Below are 15,905 nucleotides of genomic sequence, written 5' to 3'. Positions count from 1 at the left end.
GTCAAGTTCTTGACGAGGGAAATGTATGTCAAGATATTGACATGAGTCAAGTGGACGTCGATTCCTCCATCGGTCTGGCCCTCAAGCGAGCCACGTCCGCCCTGCGTTCGGCGATGGACGATGCTCTGAGCGAACTCGACATCACGGTCTCGCAGTACTCGAGCCTCGAACACCTCGCGCACACACCGGGCCTGTCCAACGCCGAACTCGCTCGCGCGGTGTTCGTCAGCAGGCAGGCAACCCATCAGCTGTTGGCCGGGCTGACGCGCGACGGCTTGGTGGAGATCGAGGGCACCGGTCGTGACCAACGCCTGTACGTGACCGCTACGGGCGGAGAGCGCTTGCGGCAAGCGTCGGCCGCGGTCGCCGCCGTGGAGCAGGCCATGATTGCGTCACTGTCGATGGGCGAGCGAAAAGTGCTGCATCGCCATCTCGTTGCGTGTGCTGAGGCGTTGGGCGGGCACCGGTCTTGACGTCACGCGATCGAGTCGAGGAACTCCAGCATCGCCGCGTTGAACTCACTGGGCCGGTCCATGTTCGCGGCGTGACCGCAGCTCTCCAAGACGACCGATCGACCGAGCGGGTTCAGGTCCACCGACTCGAAAGCATGTGCAGCAGGCCAGAACTGACTGTCACGCGCGGCGACCATCAGGTACGGCTTGTCGATACCGGCAATGGTTGCGCGCCAATCCTGCGCAGCATGATCTGCGAGCAGAGCCCTCATCGGTGGGGTGTCGGGGGACGCCAATTTCGGCATCGCACGTAATGCGAGCACAAGCCTCAGCAGCGACGGTACGGATTTCCACTGGGGCCGCCCGTGACCGGTATCGGGTATTCCGTTGTCGAAGAACGTCGTTCGATTGTCCTCGGTGAGTCCGTAGAACCCGTTGGCCCAGCCCGCGCTGTTGACCATTCTCGGTGTCTGATCCACCGACACGATGGCGCGAACGCGTTCGGTGCCGAACTGCGACACGTACGACCAGATGGTGCTCGCTCCCATCGAGCCGCCGATCAGAACGGCTTCGTCGAGACCCACCGCCGACAGGAAGTTCGCCACATCGCGTCCGTGCCGCTCCATGGTCGCGCCGTGTGTCGGTGCCTCCGAGGCACCGTGCCCTCGTCGATCGAGCGCCAGAACGCGGTATCCGTTCGCCACCAATGTCTTCTGCTGCAGCATCCAGGTGGTCGCGGGCGCGCAGAAGCCGGCGATGAGCACCACCGCCTGGCCCCTGCCCTCGTCGAGATAGTTCAGGGTGACGGCATCGTCGGTGATGACGGTCGGCATGGACGACACTCCCTCAGGCGAACTCGGCGTGCATTTCCCAGATCATGATCTCGCTCGACGTCGATGCTGTCACACGGTGTCCGCCGGTACCGGTCAGCCGCACCGCGTCACCCTGGTCGAGATCGCCGATGTCCTCGAACACCACTGAACCGTCGGCGACGAAGACGTGACCGAACGGTGCGTCGGGAACGGTGATCGACTGTCCCGGCGCGAGCCGCGCAACATGAAGCGACACAAAGCGATTGCCGATGCGTACTCCTGTCCTGCCCGGCATTCCCGATGCGACGCAGACGAGCTCGCCGGATGCCAACTCGTCCCGCACGTCCAGCTCGTCGTACGACGGCACCCGTCCGTCGGCATCCGGTGGAATCCACATCTGCACGACGCGTAGCTTGTCGCGGCTGGTCAGACTCGATGCGTTGCGTTCGGTGTGGCGGATGCCGGTGCCTGCGCTCATGCGTTGAATCAGTCCGGGGCGGATCAGCCCGCTGTTGCCCTCGGAGTCCGTGTGTTCGAGGGTGCCCTCGAGCACCCAGGTGAGGATCTCCATGTCCCGGTGCTCGTGCGAGTCGAATCCCTCGCCGGGAAAGACGGTGTCCTCGTTGTGCACCATCAGCAACCCGTGCGCGTTGGCCGCCAGGTCGTAGTTACCGGTCGCGGGGAAGGACTGTTTGGAATCGAGCCATTCGTTCCACCAGTGATGGCGCTGCTCCCCGGGAATGTGGCTGATCACGACGCGTGGTTCCGCATGGCCGAGAAAGTCCGGGTCAGTGCCGCAAGATCGTCCGGAGCCACGAGGTCGAACATGTTCTTCCGCACCGCCTCGACGTGCCCTGGACTGGCTGCGGCGAGGGTGTTCAGTCCGGCTTCGGTGAGTTCGGCGGACATGCCCCGCTTGTCGTCGTCGCACTTGACGCGCCGGACCCAACCGCAGTCGACGAGTCGGCTGATTGCCCTGGTTACGCCGCTGCGAGTGGTGGTGACGGCCTCGGCGAGTTCGCTCATGCGGCGTCGGCGATCGGGTGCTTCGGAAAGGACCACGAGCAGCTCGAAGTCGGTGAACGAGATCCCGGAGTCACGCGTGAGCTGATTGTCGAGATCGCGAAGCAGCAGCCGAGTGGCGTCGAGGTATGCGCGCCAGGCCAGCTGTTCGTCCTGGCTGAGCCACCGTGGGGAATCCATGAGTCCATAGTAGTTGACAACGCAACTACTGGGTGTATTGTTCTTGGTAGTTGACGAAGCAACTACTTGACCCGGAGGGTGCAGCGATGACCGACGACATGACTGCCGAAGAGACACGACGCGCGCAGGAACACGAAGAGCAGCGGGACCGTATCCGTACTCAGCACCTGAAGCCCGCAGGCGAACGGCCGGCGTCGTCGGCTCGCGGCCTCCACCACACCGCGTTGGTCAGCAGTGACGTCGAAGCAACGGTCCGCTTCTATCAGGATCTGCTCGAGTTCCCGCTCACCGAGCTCATCGAGAACCGTGACTACCCGGGCTCTTCGCACTTCTTCTTCGATATCGGGAACAGCAACCTGTTGGCATTCTTCGACTTTCCCGGACTCGACGTCGGACCGTACGCCGAGGTGCTCGGCGGCCTTCATCACGTGGCGATCAGTGTCGAACCCACCAGGTGGGAGCACCTGCGTACCAAGCTCATCGACGCTGGAGTCGAACTGATCGAGCACAGCGAGGTCTCGCTGTACTTCCGCGACCCCGACGGTGCCCGCCTGGAACTGATCGCCGATCCACTCGGCGAGATGTACGGCTCGCACGTTCTCTGAGAACACACCTACTTTCCAGATTCGAGGCAATGACATGACCTCTGCAGCAACCACACTCGACATCCGGCGAGCCGATGACCGATTCAAGACCAAGATCGGCTGGCTCGATTCCAAGCACTCCTTCTCCTTCGGCAACCACTTCGATCGCGGCAACACCCACCACGGCGTGTTGATGGTGAACAACGACGACATCGTCGTTCCCGGCCAGGGTTTCGACACCCACCCGCACCGCGACATGGAGATCGTCACCTGGGTGCTGCAGGGCTCGCTGGTGCACCAGGACTCGATGGGTCACACCGGCGTCATCTACCCCGGTCTCGCCCAACGAATGAGCGCAGGCACGGGAATCCTGCACTCGGAGAAGAACGATTCGTGGCGACTCGGGGAGACCGCCGGCTCGTACTCCGGCAAGCACGGCGATCCCGTTCGCTTCGTGCAGATGTGGGTGGTGCCCGACGAACAGGGCATCACCCCCGGCTACGAGCAGCTCGAGATCGACGGCGAATTGCTCAGTGGCGGTCTGGTTCCCGTGGCATCAGGAATGGCACACCACGCCGACCACGCAGCCATTCGCATCAAGAACAAGTACGCCGCCATGCACGTCGCGCGCTTGCAGGCCGGGCAGGCTCCCGTCGAGATACCCGACGCCCCGTTCGTGCACATCTTCGTCGCCCAGGGTGAAGCGATGCTCGAGGGCGTAGGACCACTGGCCGAGGGTGATGCCGTGCGCGTCAGCGGAGGCGGCGGTCAGAAGCTGAGCACCGCGACCGGAGCCGAAGTGATCGTGTGGGAGATGCACGCGGCGATCGCCGGCTAGTCGGTCTCTCAATGCGGGCGGAATGAATGCTCTTCGTGATCGAGTTCGTGCTCGAGACTCCGCATGCTGTTGTCCGGCAGCCGGCCGGCGTCTCGCCAGCACAGCAGCTCCTCCCGCTCGACGTCGAGTATGCGGCGACGTGTGGTCATCGCGGCAATTTGCTCGGGTGAGATGACCGCATCGCCGATCTCGGACTCGTCGAGGTGATCCAGACGGCGATGGTAGCGGTCGATACGGTGCTCCAACTCGCGGCGCAGTATCTCGCGACCCTCGTCGTCCAGATTCTCCTCGTCCGCAATCCGGTCCAACTGTGACAGAGCGGCTTTCGTCGAACCCTCCCGTGCTTCGTTGCGTAGACGTGCCTCTGCGGCGGGATCGGCCACGACGTTCAACCTGCGCACCAGCGGAGCGAAAGTCAGTCCCTGACCGATCACCGTCACCAGCACGACGAGAAATGCACAGAACAGCAGCAGATCTCGGCTCTCGAACGGCTCGCCCGAGTCGATGGTCAGCGGCAACGTGAAGACGGCAGCGACGGTGATGACTCCGCGAGTGCCTGCCCAACTCATCACCACCGCCTCGCGGGCCGACAGCCCGGTGGTCAGGAGCCACAGCGGCCGCAGCAACAGGACGCCGGCGAGCGTCACCGTGACTGCGAGGGCGATCGTCGTCCCCGAGTAGGCCGACAGGCCGCCGACAACGGTGGGCAATTGCTCGCCGATCAACAAGAACACGAAGCCCTCGAGAAGCAGATCGATCAGCCTCCACACGGCACTGGTCTGCAGGCGACTGGCTCCGGAGATGGCGTGACGGGTGTGGTGACCGATCACCAATGCTGCGACGACGACGGCCAACACCCCGGACGCATGCACTTCCTCGGCCGCGAGGTACGCGAGGAACGGTGTAGCCAGCGAGACGATGTTGAGCAGCAGCGAATCGTGAACGAACCGCTGTACCAGCCGAATCGCCAGTGCGACGATCAGTCCGACGACGATGCCGCCTGCTGCGGCGAGCACGAACAATCCCCCGGCATGCGCGGCTGTCATGTCCTGACTCGAGATCGCGGCGATCGCCACGGTCAGCATCGTCAGTGCGGTCGCGTCGTTCAGCAGTCCCTCGCCCTCTATCAGGGTCACCAGTTTCGGTGGGATGCCTGCGCGCCGACCCACCGCCAGCGCCGCGACCGGGTCCGGTGGTGCCACGGCGGCACCGAGCGCCATACCAGCGGCCAGTGTGATCCCCGGAACGAGCAACCACAGACCGATGCCGACGAGGGCAGCCGTCGCCACCACGAGGGCGACCGACAAACTCAAGATGGTCCACACGTTGCGGCGGATGGCGATCAGGGAAGAGTTCAGAGCGGCGCTGTAGAGCAGCGGCGGAATCACCAGGGTCAGGACGAGCTCGGGGTCGAGAACGATGTCGGGCAACGCCGACGCCGAGACGGCCAGGCCGGCGAGCGTCAACAACGCTGCCGCGGGGAGTGTCGTCTTCTTCGAGATCACCTGTGCGGCGACGATCAGGCCTGTGGCTGCCAGGACGAGACCGAGTGTCTCTACCACGGTAGGTCGAGAGGGAGATAGTTCACCCAGCTGTATTCCCGCAGGTCAGCGGTTCAAACTACCTCTTCAGTCCGAACATCTTCGCGATCGTCTTCTCCATGAAGGTCGCAGGCAGCAGCCGCCGCGCGAGAAACACGACCGGTGCATTGCTTCCTCTGGCGTACAACGGTTTCGGCTTGTCGGCCTCGATGGCCTTCACTACTACCTCGGCGACGTCCTCGGCGGAGATGCCGGTTCCCTCCTTGCGGTCCAGCGACGAGATGGCAGTGTGAAAGTCGTCTCGATGGACCGAATCCGGTGCGATGTACTTGGTTCGGCGCTCACTGATTCCGGTGTTGATCGAGCCCGGCTCGACGGTGGTCATCCACACACCGAAGGGCGAGAGTTCCAGACGCGCCGCATCGGAGAAGCCCTTGATGGCGGCTTTCGTGGAGGCGTAGGACGAGCGATAGGCAAGCGGGAAGCTGGCCAGCATCGATCCGACCATCACGATGCGGCCGTAACCACGCTCGCGCATCCCGGGAATGACACCCTGCGACAGCGTCACTGCGCCGAAGACGTTCAACTGGAAGAGTCGCTCGATGGCATCGGTCGGTAGCTCCTCGAAGGGCCCGGACTGACTTTCACCGGCGTTGTTGACCAGGACGTCGACGTCCCCGAGATCGGCGACGAAGGTGCGGATCGAGTCGGCATCGGTGAGATCGAGAGCGCGATACTCGACACCGGTGGCTCGCTGCGCGTCGGTCATCGAGGCCGGATTGCGGGAGGTACCGATCACTCGATATCCCCGGGCGACGAGCGCCTGCGCAACCGCGCGTCCGATACCCGACGAGGCTCCGGTCACCACTGCCGTGCGATTCATGCCCAGATGGTACCGACGCGGTCAATCCGTACCACGTGACGATCCGATCCATACCGGTTAGTCTCTTATCTGTGCAAACGAATTCTGCTGCCCTGCTGACGCGCGGATGGCGGTCGACAGGCTCGTCGGCGACTCCGACAAGATCCTGCACGAGGTCATCTCACGGTAGGGCGCGGATAGCCCGGCACGGGTTGCCGGCAGCGAAGGTGTGCGACGGCACATCCCGGGTGACGACGCTGCCGGCACCGATCACCGAGTTGTCGCCGATCGTGACTCCCGGGCACACGATGACCCCGCCGCCCAGCCAGACGTTGTTCCCTATGGTGATGGGAAGAGCACTCTCCCAGCGTGTTCGGCGCGCCTCGTGATCCTCCATGGGGTGCAGCGCCGTCAGCAGTTGTGCCCGTGGGCCGATCGATACATCGTCACCGATGGTGATGGGTGCACAGTCCAACAGGATGGCGTCGTAGTTGAGGAAACTGTTGGATCCGATGGAAATGTATGTGCCGTAATCGCATTGGAACCTGGGCATGATCCACGAATCCGCTCCGATGGATCCGAGCAGCTCGCCGAGAATCTCGCGTCGTTCTTCGTTCTGATCTGCCTCGGTTGCGTTGAATCGGTCGAGCAGCTTTCCGCACGCCACCCGGGACGCAACCAGGTCGGGATCACTGTCTCGGTACAGCTCTCCGCGCAGCATCCGATCCCGGTTCTCGCCCATGGACGACAGGCTACCGATCGGTCGACTTCTCGAACAGGGCCACGCTGAACCACGCACTGCCGTCGGCGAACTCGTGTCGGCCGACGTGGCGGAAACCCTGATTCAGGTAGTAATTGCACAACGCACCGTTGGTTTCGGCGCAGTCCAGACGCAGCAACGCGCGTCCTTCCCGGTGGGTCTGCTCCGACGCCCACTCGAGCAAAGCCGCGCCGAGCCCGGTGCCCGCTTCGCTTCTGTCGATCACCAATCCGTGCACGTACCCGGCGAGCCCATCCTCTTCGGGCCAGATTGTGGGATCGGCCCAGATCAGTCTCAGCGCACCGACTATCGGGCCACTCGGATCGCGCCGGGCGACGTAGAACTCTCCTGCCTCGATGTGCGCCGCGACAGTGGACAGGGGTACCTCGCGCGGTGTCCACTGGTCGATTTCTCGAGCGAAGAGCCAGTCCTCGGCTGCGTGCCGCAGGCCGAGTATCGTTGCCGCGTCGGCGGCAGTTGCGAGTTCTACGGTGAGCACGGTGCCATCGTACGGAGGTGGCGAGTCTTGTGGTGAACGTGCTTGTGGTCGAAAGTGGTTCGGACAGAGGGTCCTTGCCCGCGATCGACGAAGTCGACTTCCGAAGCTGCACGATGGACGAGCTCGCCGGTGTGGTGTCGTGGGCAGAGGTGTTGCTGTTCCGAACGTTCGAGACCGCCGATCTGCGAACCGTGTGGCCGAATGCCGAGAATCTTCGCTGGATCCACGCATCGAGTGCCGGCGTCGATCGACTGCTCGATCCGGTTCTGCGCGAGGGCCGATGGATTCTGACGAACTCCGGCGGAATCCTCGACAGGGCGATTGCGGAGTACGTCGCAGGCGGCATTCTGGCGTCGGTCAAGAAGCTGCCGCTGGCGCTTGCTCGTCAGCGCGAGCGGGTCTGGGAACACAGAGTTACCAATGGTATTCACGGTCGCGCCGCTCTCGTCGTCGGTCCCGGTTCGATCGGCCGCGAGATCGGCCGGGTCCTCGGCGCACTCGGTATGCGCGTCGATGCGGCGGCAACGTCGGAGCGGTCCGGTGACTCGGAGTTCGGACGAATCCGCGATGTTCGACGATTGCCGTCGTATGCGGGTGAGTACGACGTGATCGTGCTGGCGACACCGTTGACCGACGCCACCCGCGCACTGGTCGACGCGGAGGTTCTCTCGGCCATGCGTTCCGATGCAGGCCTGGTCAACATCGCCCGCGGACCGGTCGTCGACGAACGAGCCCTGTGCGATGCCCTCGCTGACGGAGGCATCGGGTGGGCCGTGCTCGACGTGTTCGAGGTCGAGCCGCTACCGGACACGAGTCCGCTGTGGCACATGGACAACGTCATCCTGACCGCGCATCTGGCGGGCGACGCCGACGACTTCGCCGAGCGCCTGTGGGCGCTGTTCGAGGACAACCTCCATCGATATGTCCGTGGTTCGGCTCTGGTGAACGTGGTGGACAAGCAGGTGGGGTACGTACGCCGCTGAAACGGACGACCAAAGTATGCGTAACACGCCGTAGCGTGTACTAAGGTGCACGAGTGCGTGAAATCAATCGTTCGGCCGTTGCGTCGACCAGTCGCGAGGCGGCGTTCGCCTACATGGACGACTTCAGGAACGTCCCGCAATGGATGTTCGGCATCACCCGTTTCGAGCCGACGAGCGAGGTCACTTCAGGACTCGGTGCCACGTACGACGCGACGATGCAGATCGGTCCGAAGGCCCTCACCTCCGTGGTGCACGTCACCGAATGGGTCCACAACGAGAGGCTCACGCTCGAGTCGGTCGAAGGCCTGTCCAACTCGTCCACGTGGTCGTTCTCGGATACGGCAGACGGCGGAACCCGTCTGGACGTTGTGTTCCGCTACAGCCTGCCCGGCGGAATCGCGGGCAAGGTGCTCGGCGCTGTTGTGGAACCCGTTGTGGGTCAGGCGATCAAGCACACGGAGTCGACACTGCGCTCACGCCTGGAAGCGGCCGACTAGTACACGTACTTGTCGAGAGCATCCAAGACCTGGTCGACGGCGAGCCACGCGAACAGGAATGCGCACACACCCAGCGTCAGGTTGGTGAACCAGCCGTTGCGCCACTGCTTCGGCACGCGATCACTGTTGAGCAGTACCAACAGTGTCACCGCCAGGAACGGCATGAACACCGCGCCGAGTACGCCGTAGGCGAGCACGAGCCCGATCGGTTGGTCGAGCCACAGCAACGCCATGGGCGGGAACGTCAGCCACGCGACATACCACCTGAAGTACTTGCCTCCCACTCGTGTTTTCGGGTGACCCTGTTCGAGCCCCTTCAGATTGCCGACGAAGTCTGCGAACATCAGGCTCACGCCGTTCCACACCCCGATCAGCGACGAGAACGACGCCGACCAGAATCCGATGAGGAACACGTAGCCGAACACCGTCCCGTAGCGGTCCGCGAGCACGTCGGAGAGTTGGATCAAGCCCTGATCGCCGGTGGAGATCGCGATCTGCGACGAGTACAGCAGTTCGGCACCGACGATGAGCATCGCGAGGACGAAGATGCCGGAGATGACGTAGGCCATCGAATTGTCGATACGCATGACGCGCATGAATTTCGGTGTGATCCAGCCTTTCTCGCGCAGCCAGTAGCCGTACGCGGCGAGCGTGATGGTGCCACCGACGCCACCGGCAAGGCCGAGGACGTACACGATGGAGCCGTCGGGAATGGTGGGGACGATGCCCTTGACGATCGCGGGGACGTTCGGAACCGCCACTACCGCAGCACCGATCACGGTCACGAACATGATGCCGACGAAGACGGTGATGATCTTCTCGAAGAATCCGTAGCTCCCCAGCCAGATCAGCGCGAAGCCGAGGAGTCCGGACGCGATGGCGACGACCTTGAGATCCAAAGCGGGGAACAGTGCGACGATCGGCAACGCGCTCGACGACATCGCTGCCGCTCCGTAGACGAACCCCCAGATCACGATGTAGGGAGCGAAATACGCCGTCGTCCACTTCCCCAGCGAACGCCAGCCCTGGAAGATCGTGTTGCCCGACGCCAACGTGTAGCGGCCGGCACCTTCCACCAGAACGACTTTCATGACGACACCGACGATGATGACCCAGAGCAGGGCGTAGCCGTAGCGCGAGCCCGCCACCAGAGTCGCGACGAGGTCGGCGGCCCCGATGCCGGTTGCGGCGACCACCAGTCCGGGGCCGACCACCTTCCACTTCGGAGGTGCAGTGGTCTCGGTCATCGATTCTCCTCGCGTGCGGGGTCTACTCAGTGACCTGTCTCACTCTTTACGAAACGCACGGTTCCTGGCAAGTCGACCCTCGGTACCGTCGATGCGGTGACCGACGGACAGCAGTCATCGCGTGCATTGAGCTTCGGCAAGGTTGCCGAGAACTACGACCGGGCCCGTCCCGGCTACCCGGCCGAGCTGTACGCGGACATCGCGGCGGGCGACGGGATGCGAGTGCTCGAGGCAGGGGCAGGTACCGGCAAAGCCACTGTTGCGTTGGCTGAACTCGGCGCGTCCGTTGTTGCGGTGGAACCGGATTCGGCTATGGCAGAGCTGGTTCGGCGGCGCACCGAGAACCTCGACGTCGAAGTGCAGGTGTCGCGGTTCGAGGATTGTGCAGCCCCGGCGGCGGCGTTCGATGTAGTCGTTGCCGCCCAATCCTGGCATTGGGTGAACCACGAGCAAGGAGCTGCAGTGGCGGCCCGCGCATTGGTCCCCGGCGGTGCCCTTCGGTTGTGGTGGAACATGCCGGGCGACCTCGATGGCCCGGCATGGGAAGCGGTCAGGGCGGCCTACGACGCAACCGAGCCCGAAGTGGCGCACCTGTTGGTGCGTTCTCTCGGTACGCAACCGGAGTCCAACGTGGCGCGCGCTGCCGGCTTCGGTCCGTGGACGACCTCGACGTACGAGTGGGTCCAGCGCTACTCCGCAGACGAGTTCTGCGCCATGGCCGCCACGTACTCGAGCCATCTCGCCCTGGACGACCGGCGCCGCGGCGAGGTCCTGGGCGCAGTGCACGCGGCCATCGCCCGCCACGGCTACGTGGACTACCGCTACGTCACGCAGATGGTGACGGCGCAGCTCGACTAGGAGATCGTCGTGGTGCAGACGACGAATTGCCTGGCGTCGTAGGCGAATCCGCCCTCGGGGCATTCGTTGGGATCGGCGGTACCGGTCTTGATTTCGGTGACCTGTTCGACGTCGGTGGCGTCGGGGTCGCCGCAGTCGACCCGTGAGGGCTCGTCCATACCTACGGTGGGCACGCTCATGCAGCCGCCGACCACCCAGTCGACGTCGAGGCACAGTGCGCCCTGTTCCACACCGTCGAGCGTCTCGTAGTAGGTCTGATTGACGTCGGTGGGGCACTGCTCGTTCTGCTCGGCCTTGGCGATCACCTTGTAGTTCGATTCCATGCTGCCGCATTCGGCGTTGTCGATGGTGGCGGCCGTCATCGTCCCGCCGAGTTGGACGCACTGACCGATCTCGACATCGATGTCGGTGGAGCCGCCGGCGTCGATGCCCTCTTGGCCCGAGACGCCGTCGGTGGTGCTGGTAGCGGCGGACGTCGAGGCGGCTGTGGTGTCGGCAGCGACGGCGTTGCCGGCTTCGGACGATGAACAGCCTGCGGCGAACAGCAGCGTGAGAGCTGCACTTGCGACGAGGAGGCTTCTGGACAAAGCAAGCATGATGTCATGACCTTCGGAACTCATCCAGGCGAGGGAGTGACCCTCGTCGGCGACCCCACGGGCCGCCGATCACCGATTCTTTACCATCGACGGAGGTTTGAACAGCCACAGCTGGAAGTCACGAACGGAACACGATGCGAGCAACCCACTTGGTGTTGTGGACACCCGGAAGGGCAGGAACGATCACACGCGCGGGAAATCCGTGATCGAGCGAGAGATCGACACCGTTGACTTTCAAGGCCAGCAACGAATTCGGGTGCGCCGCTTGATTTCCCTGCAACACCGCACGAGTGAAGGCTCCGTTCTGCTCCAGCGAGCTCACCTCAGCCGATCGCGGTGCGGGTACGCCCGCCAGCGCAGCGAGTTCGGCCAACGGGACACCGGTCCACGTCTGCGTGGTGGACCATCCTTCGACGCACGCGATCGGCAGTTCGGCAGTGCGCTGCGGCATCGACAGCAGCCTGCCGCGGGACAGCACGATCGGGACGGCGTCCTCGGCCGCGCTGCTGATCGTCAGTTGCCAGTCGGGCCCGGTCTGCGCCTCGGTGATCCCGGCCGCTTCGGCCGTTCGGTTGATCTGAAAGTCGTTGGGGCCGTCGCCGTACGAGCGTCCCCGGGGCAGCAGGATCGCGGCCTTGCGCAGCACTCCGCCGACCGTCTGTCCTACCGTCAACACGGCAACGAAACCCATTCCGGCAGCGACCAATCCGATGGCACCGCGTCGACCCATGGTCACCGGTCGGTCATCGTTCTTCTGCTCGTCCGGAGCTTCGTTCCTGGCGCGCAGTACGTCCATCAACGACTCCGACCTCAGGGTCCTCCACATCAGCGGGACCTTGAGCGCGAGGTGTACGAGGAATCCGGAGATGAACACCCAGGCACCGAAGTAGTGAGCGGCGTAGAAGTCGAAACCGAACACGTAGTCGTACTGAATGTTGAGAACACCCGTCACGATCTCGAACAGCAGGCCCCCGACCAGTGCCAGCAGCGACAGTCGTTCGAGCGCATGTGCCGGCGATCGCACCGGTGGTAGTTCGAAGAGCTTGGGCATCACCGACCACAGTTTGGCGATGACGAGCGGCACGATGATCAGGCCGAGTCCGACGTGCAGACCCTGCGTGAGCTGGTAGAGCCATGCGGGATTCGTCGGCCAGTCGAAGAACGGCAAGCGCAGCCACCCGACGGCACCCGGCCTGGCCTGGCCGAACTGTGGACCGTACGCGCTGTACGAGAGCAATCCCGTCACGATGACTATCGGCAGCGCGACGAGCAGAACTGCGCCGAACAGCGACGTCAACCACGTGCCGCGCAGCGGACTGGGAAAGCGCGCGAGAGACATGCGTGCTTCGGCCATGTAGGGCATTCGCTGCCCAGAGGGTGCCGGATGTGTCGCGGCCGACTCCCGTGCCCGGCGCATCGCCTCGTGACAACGTCCCCGCGGGGACGCGTCGGGCATCGTGGGAAGGTTTCTGTCGGTGCCCCGTCGTACATTTCTCGAACATGTATTCGATGAATGGGGGCGTTCATGATCGACATGGTCGACGCGGGATCCGAGGCGGGGCGGATCGAGACGAAGGAAATCGAGACCGAAATCTGCGCTCTGGCAGGTCGGATCGCGGCGGCGTCGGCGCAGTATCTGATTCTGGTGGGCGAGTTCGATGCGCGACGCGGATGGGCGGGTTGGGAAGTGCGGTCCTGTGCGCACTGGTTGTCGTGGCGTGCGGGGGTCGATCTGCACACCGCTCGTGAGCAGGTGCGCGTGGCCAAGGCCATGCGAGAGCTGCCGCTGATCACCTCGGCGTATCGGAGCGGCACCATCTCGTACTCGAAGGTGCGCGCGATGACTCGCGTTGCGACGGCCGAGAACGAGGCGTCGTTGCTGCAGAAGGCGCTCGACGCCCCGGCTGCGCACATCGAACGCCTCTGCCGTGGTCTGAAGAAGGCGATGCGTCCGACCAAGGGAAACGGCGTCGACCTCGACCCGTGCGCTGGGCGGTGGCGCTGGGACGAGGACGACGGCTCGCTCGTGCTGACGGCCCGCTTTCGGCCCGAGGACGGCAAGCGGTTTCTCGCTGCATTGACCGGGGCGGAGTACGAGCGCACCAGGACCGACGGCGAATCCGAGGGTGACCGGGCGGCCCCGGCACCGCCCAACCCGGTGCCGGCGATGATTGCCATGGCCGAGATGGTCTGCGCTTCGCTGGATTCACCGGTCGTCTCTCCTGCTGCCGAGGTGCTGGTGCACATCGGTGGGGTCGACGAAGCAGGGTCCGACCACGCTCATTTCGACGACGGGCCGGGCCTCGACGACGAGACCCTCGCTCAGGTGCTGTGTTCCGCGGTCATGCGGACCGTCGGCCACGGCCGGCTGGGTAGAACTGTGCGGTGGAGTTCGACGGCGAAAGTCCCGAGCCGAACCCAATTGCGTCAGTTGATCATTCGGGATCGATGCTGCACGGTACCCGGGTGCGGACGCACCCGATCTCTGCATGCTCACCACGTCACCTATCGCTCACGGGGAGGTGCGACGTCACTCGACAACCTGGTCCTGCTGTGCGGCGAACACCACCGTGCGCTGCACGACGGATATTTCTTCATCGAAGCCCTCGGCGATCAACGCTTCTCGTTTCGCCATCCCTCGGGAACCGAGATCATCCACGCTCCCGCGATGTCGGGAGACGCCGACGAAATCAGGCGACAGTACGGCGGTATCGCACCCGACGCCATCGTTCCGGACTGGGGTGGCGAAGGCCTCGACCTCAGCTACGCGACCGATGTCCTGATCACCAATTGGCAGCGGGCTGCATGAAACGGTGTCGTCGAGGGCAAGTTAGTGTGACGACGAGACTCGGACAAGAAGCGGTGGGACATGAGCGTCGACAGATCATTGGGGGACGAACAGCCCTGGCCGGTGGAACGAGCACCGAGCTGCAGTGACGCGACCAGGCCCGAGGACGATCCCTTCTATGCAGCGCCCGAGGGATACGAGGCAGCTCCACCCGGGACGATTCTGAAGGTGCGGCCGGTCGAGGTCGCGATGTTCGGTCGCGTACGCCAGCGAGTCGACGCGTGGCAGCTGCTCTATCGCACCGCTGATCTCGGCGGTTTTCCCCAGGCCAGCGTCACGACGGTGTTGCGTCCGCGCAACGCAGAACCGGTTCTGTTGTCGTATCAGTGTGCGATCGACGGCGTCGCGTCCTCGTGTTTCCCGTCGTACGCGCTTCGGCGTGGTTCCCGGGCGTTAGGTGCAGTTCCGCAGTTCGAGTTCCTGCTGGTACTTCATGCCTTGCGCCGTGGGTGGACCATCTCGATCCCGGATCACGAGGGTCCCGACGGACATTGGGGTTCACCGCAGGAACCCGGGTTCTGCACGCTCGACGCCGTTCGCGCGGCGTTGTCGTTCGAGCCGCTCGACCTGCATTCGAGCACGCCGGTTGCGCTGTGGGGCTACTCGGGCGGCGGACTCGCGACGTCCTGGGCGGCGGAGATGGCACCGGAGTACGCGCCTGAGATAGAGGTGGTCGGTGCCGCTCTCGGCTCACCCGTCGGAGATCCGGGGTCGGCGTTCACCCGGCTCAATGCGACGCTGCACGCAGCGTTGCCGACGCTGGTGGTGGCGGGCCTACGGCGCACCTACCCCGAGCTCGATCGGGTGATTCGCGAGCACGTCAACGAGGACGGAATGCGCATTCTCGATTCCGTCGAGTCGATGACGACCGTGCGTGCGGTGAGCAAACTGGCTCGACACGACCTGGACCACTACATCGACGTTCCGCTGGCCGATCTGTTGGCGCTGCCCGAGATCGTGCAGGTGTTCCTGGATATCCAGCCGGGACGAACGGCTCCGACGGCTCCGTTGCTGGTCGTCCAGTCGGTGAACGATCAGATCATCGCCGTCGACGACGTGGACGGGCAGGTGGATCGGTACATCGAGGCCGGTGCGCACGTGACCTATCTACGGGATCGGCTGAGCGAACACCTGTCGCTGCACCCGCTCAGTGCGCCACTGACGCTGGATTGGCTGGCCGATCGATTCGCCGGACTTCCGGTCGAGGAACCGTCGACGCGTACGGTGTGGTCCACGGCGTTCTCGTTCTCGGCGGTGCGTGGATTGTTGTCGCTGACCTGGACGACCATCACAGCGTTGGTCATCGGCATCCGGGCGTAGCTACC

18 protein-coding genes are annotated in these 15,905 nt (G+C 64.1%); 8 read left to right on the top strand and 10 right to left on the bottom strand.

The features are described from left to right. Positions 1-41 precede the first annotated feature (41 nt). Positions 42-473 carry a MarR family winged helix-turn-helix transcriptional regulator gene (locus CH274_RS02455; RefSeq protein WP_094656646.1) on the top strand — a complete coding sequence of 144 codons (432 nt, stop codon included), beginning with the start codon at positions 42-44 and terminating at the stop codon, positions 471-473. Positions 474-475: 2 nt separating this feature from the next. Here the strand turns inward: CH274_RS02455 and CH274_RS02450 are convergent, their stop codons facing one another. From CH274_RS02450 to CH274_RS02440, 3 genes are read right to left on the bottom strand one after another with little or no spacing between them, the layout of a single operon-like run. Then, positions 476-1,285, bottom strand: coding sequence for an alpha/beta fold hydrolase (locus tag CH274_RS02450; RefSeq protein ID WP_094656787.1), 810 nt, complete (start codon positions 1,283-1,285; stop codon positions 476-478). 13 nt (positions 1,286-1,298) lie between these two features. Further along, the gene (locus CH274_RS02445) at positions 1,299-2,018 is read right to left on the bottom strand and encodes a pirin family protein (RefSeq protein WP_094656645.1); all 720 of its coding nucleotides are present in this window, start codon (positions 2,016-2,018) and stop codon (positions 1,299-1,301) included. Beyond that, positions 2,015-2,467 (bottom strand): MarR family winged helix-turn-helix transcriptional regulator, encoded by a 453-nt coding sequence (locus CH274_RS02440; protein ID WP_094656644.1) that lies wholly within the window; start codon positions 2,465-2,467, stop codon positions 2,015-2,017. The genes CH274_RS02445 and CH274_RS02440 overlap by 4 nt, the downstream gene beginning before the upstream one ends. A 98-nt stretch (positions 2,468-2,565) precedes the next feature. Between CH274_RS02440 and CH274_RS02435 the strand changes: the two genes are divergently transcribed. Further along, complete coding sequence (locus tag CH274_RS02435; protein ID WP_371828385.1) at positions 2,566-3,072, top strand: VOC family protein; 507 nt, start codon at positions 2,566-2,568, stop codon at positions 3,070-3,072. A 34-nt stretch (positions 3,073-3,106) separates the two neighbouring features. Further along, the gene (locus CH274_RS02430) at positions 3,107-3,889 is read left to right on the top strand and encodes a pirin family protein (RefSeq protein ID WP_094656643.1); all 783 of its coding nucleotides are present in this window, start codon (positions 3,107-3,109) and stop codon (positions 3,887-3,889) included. An 8-nt stretch (positions 3,890-3,897) separates the two neighbouring features. Here the strand turns inward: CH274_RS02430 and CH274_RS02425 are convergent, their stop codons facing one another. The 4 genes from CH274_RS02425 to CH274_RS02410 all read right to left on the bottom strand — a co-directional run bounded on the left by CH274_RS02425 (position 3,898) and on the right by CH274_RS02410 (position 7,551). Next, complete coding sequence (locus tag CH274_RS02425) at positions 3,898-5,451, bottom strand: Na+/H+ antiporter (protein WP_094656642.1); 1,554 nt, start codon at positions 5,449-5,451, stop codon at positions 3,898-3,900. Positions 5,452-5,509: 58 nt separating this feature from the next. Beyond that, positions 5,510-6,313, bottom strand: coding sequence for an SDR family oxidoreductase (locus CH274_RS02420; RefSeq protein ID WP_094629081.1), 804 nt, complete (start codon positions 6,311-6,313; stop codon positions 5,510-5,512). 160 nt (positions 6,314-6,473) lie between these two features. Continuing rightward, entirely contained in the window at positions 6,474-7,034 is a 561-nt protein-coding gene (locus CH274_RS02415; RefSeq protein ID WP_094656641.1) for a sugar O-acetyltransferase, read from the bottom strand. A 10-nt stretch (positions 7,035-7,044) separates the two neighbouring features. Beyond that, positions 7,045-7,551 carry a GNAT family N-acetyltransferase gene (locus CH274_RS02410; RefSeq protein ID WP_256993456.1) on the bottom strand — a complete coding sequence of 169 codons (507 nt, stop codon included), beginning with the start codon at positions 7,549-7,551 and terminating at the stop codon, positions 7,045-7,047. A 113-nt stretch (positions 7,552-7,664) separates the two neighbouring features. Between CH274_RS02410 and CH274_RS02405 the strand changes: the two genes are divergently transcribed. Continuing rightward, positions 7,665-8,534, top strand: coding sequence for a D-2-hydroxyacid dehydrogenase (locus CH274_RS02405; RefSeq protein ID WP_143546516.1), 870 nt, complete (start codon positions 7,665-7,667; stop codon positions 8,532-8,534). A 53-nt stretch (positions 8,535-8,587) separates the two neighbouring features. After that, a complete protein-coding gene (locus tag CH274_RS02400) occupies positions 8,588-9,031 on the top strand; it encodes an SRPBCC family protein (RefSeq protein ID WP_032396885.1) in 444 nt (147 codons plus the stop codon). On the opposite strand, the gene CH274_RS02395 is transcribed toward CH274_RS02400, so the two are convergent. After that, complete coding sequence (locus CH274_RS02395; RefSeq protein ID WP_094656639.1) at positions 9,028-10,278, bottom strand: Nramp family divalent metal transporter; 1,251 nt, start codon at positions 10,276-10,278, stop codon at positions 9,028-9,030. The two genes, CH274_RS02400 and CH274_RS02395, sit on opposite strands and share 4 nt — an antisense overlap. 96 nt (positions 10,279-10,374) lie before the next feature. Between CH274_RS02395 and CH274_RS02390 the strand changes: the two genes are divergently transcribed. Continuing rightward, a complete protein-coding gene (locus tag CH274_RS02390; RefSeq protein ID WP_094656638.1) occupies positions 10,375-11,136 on the top strand; it encodes a class I SAM-dependent methyltransferase in 762 nt (253 codons plus the stop codon). Here the strand turns inward: CH274_RS02390 and lppU are convergent. Then, positions 11,133-11,732 (bottom strand): LppU family putative lipoprotein, encoded by a 600-nt coding sequence (gene lppU / locus CH274_RS02385; protein ID WP_045200616.1) that lies wholly within the window; start codon positions 11,730-11,732, stop codon positions 11,133-11,135. The genes CH274_RS02390 and lppU overlap by 4 nt on opposite strands. A 118-nt stretch (positions 11,733-11,850) precedes the next feature. Next, on the bottom strand, positions 11,851-13,086 hold the full coding sequence (locus CH274_RS02380) for a molybdopterin-dependent oxidoreductase (protein ID WP_373453900.1): 1,236 nt from the start codon (positions 13,084-13,086) through the stop codon (positions 11,851-11,853). A gap of 171 nt (positions 13,087-13,257) precedes the next feature. On the opposite strand from CH274_RS02380, the gene CH274_RS02375 reads away from it, so the two are divergent. Together CH274_RS02375 and CH274_RS02370 are read left to right on the top strand one after the other, a co-directional pair. After that, positions 13,258-14,541 (top strand): HNH endonuclease, encoded by a 1,284-nt coding sequence (locus CH274_RS02375; RefSeq protein ID WP_179275615.1) that lies wholly within the window; start codon positions 13,258-13,260, stop codon positions 14,539-14,541. Positions 14,542-14,601: 60 nt separating this feature from the next. Continuing rightward, positions 14,602-15,900, top strand: a complete 1,299-nt coding sequence (locus tag CH274_RS02370) for a lipase family protein (RefSeq protein WP_094656634.1) — start codon at positions 14,602-14,604, stop codon at positions 15,898-15,900. Positions 15,901-15,905 lie beyond the last annotated feature (5 nt).

Origin of the sequence: Rhodococcus sp. 06-418-5 (assembly GCF_002258285.1) — a bacterium.
Lineage (GTDB): Bacteria > Actinomycetota > Actinomycetes > Mycobacteriales > Mycobacteriaceae > Rhodococcoides.
Note: the sequence above shows the minus strand (reverse complement) of the source record. Positions and strands in the feature narration are given on the sequence as shown.

Bases quoted from the DNA above. Each gene is read 5' to 3' on its own strand.
- CH274_RS02455 (WP_094656646.1), top strand. From the start codon at position 42: ATGAGTCAAGTGGACGTCGATTCCTCCATCGGTCTGGCCCTCAAGCGA.
- CH274_RS02450 (WP_094656787.1), bottom strand. From the start codon at position 1,285: ATGCCGACCGTCATCACCGACGATGCCGTCACCCTGAACTATCTCGAC.
- CH274_RS02440 (WP_094656644.1), bottom strand. From the start codon at position 2,467: ATGGATTCCCCACGGTGGCTCAGCCAGGACGAACAGCTGGCCTGGCGC.
- CH274_RS02435 (WP_371828385.1), top strand. From the start codon at position 2,566: ATGACTGCCGAAGAGACACGACGCGCGCAGGAACACGAAGAGCAGCGG.
- CH274_RS02430 (WP_094656643.1), top strand. From the start codon at position 3,107: ATGACCTCTGCAGCAACCACACTCGACATCCGGCGAGCCGATGACCGA.
- CH274_RS02420 (WP_094629081.1), bottom strand. From the start codon at position 6,313: ATGAATCGCACGGCAGTGGTGACCGGAGCCTCGTCGGGTATCGGACGC.
- CH274_RS02415 (WP_094656641.1), bottom strand. From the start codon at position 7,034: ATGGGCGAGAACCGGGATCGGATGCTGCGCGGAGAGCTGTACCGAGAC.
- CH274_RS02405 (WP_143546516.1), top strand. From the start codon at position 7,665: ATGGACGAGCTCGCCGGTGTGGTGTCGTGGGCAGAGGTGTTGCTGTTC.
- CH274_RS02395 (WP_094656639.1), bottom strand. From the start codon at position 10,278: ATGACCGAGACCACTGCACCTCCGAAGTGGAAGGTGGTCGGCCCCGGA.
- lppU (WP_045200616.1), bottom strand. From the start codon at position 11,732: ATGCTTGCTTTGTCCAGAAGCCTCCTCGTCGCAAGTGCAGCTCTCACG.
- CH274_RS02380 (WP_373453900.1), bottom strand. From the start codon at position 13,086: ATGGCCGAAGCACGCATGTCTCTCGCGCGCTTTCCCAGTCCGCTGCGC.
- CH274_RS02375 (WP_179275615.1), top strand. From the start codon at position 13,258: ATGATCGACATGGTCGACGCGGGATCCGAGGCGGGGCGGATCGAGACG.
- CH274_RS02370 (WP_094656634.1), top strand. From the start codon at position 14,602: ATGAGCGTCGACAGATCATTGGGGGACGAACAGCCCTGGCCGGTGGAA.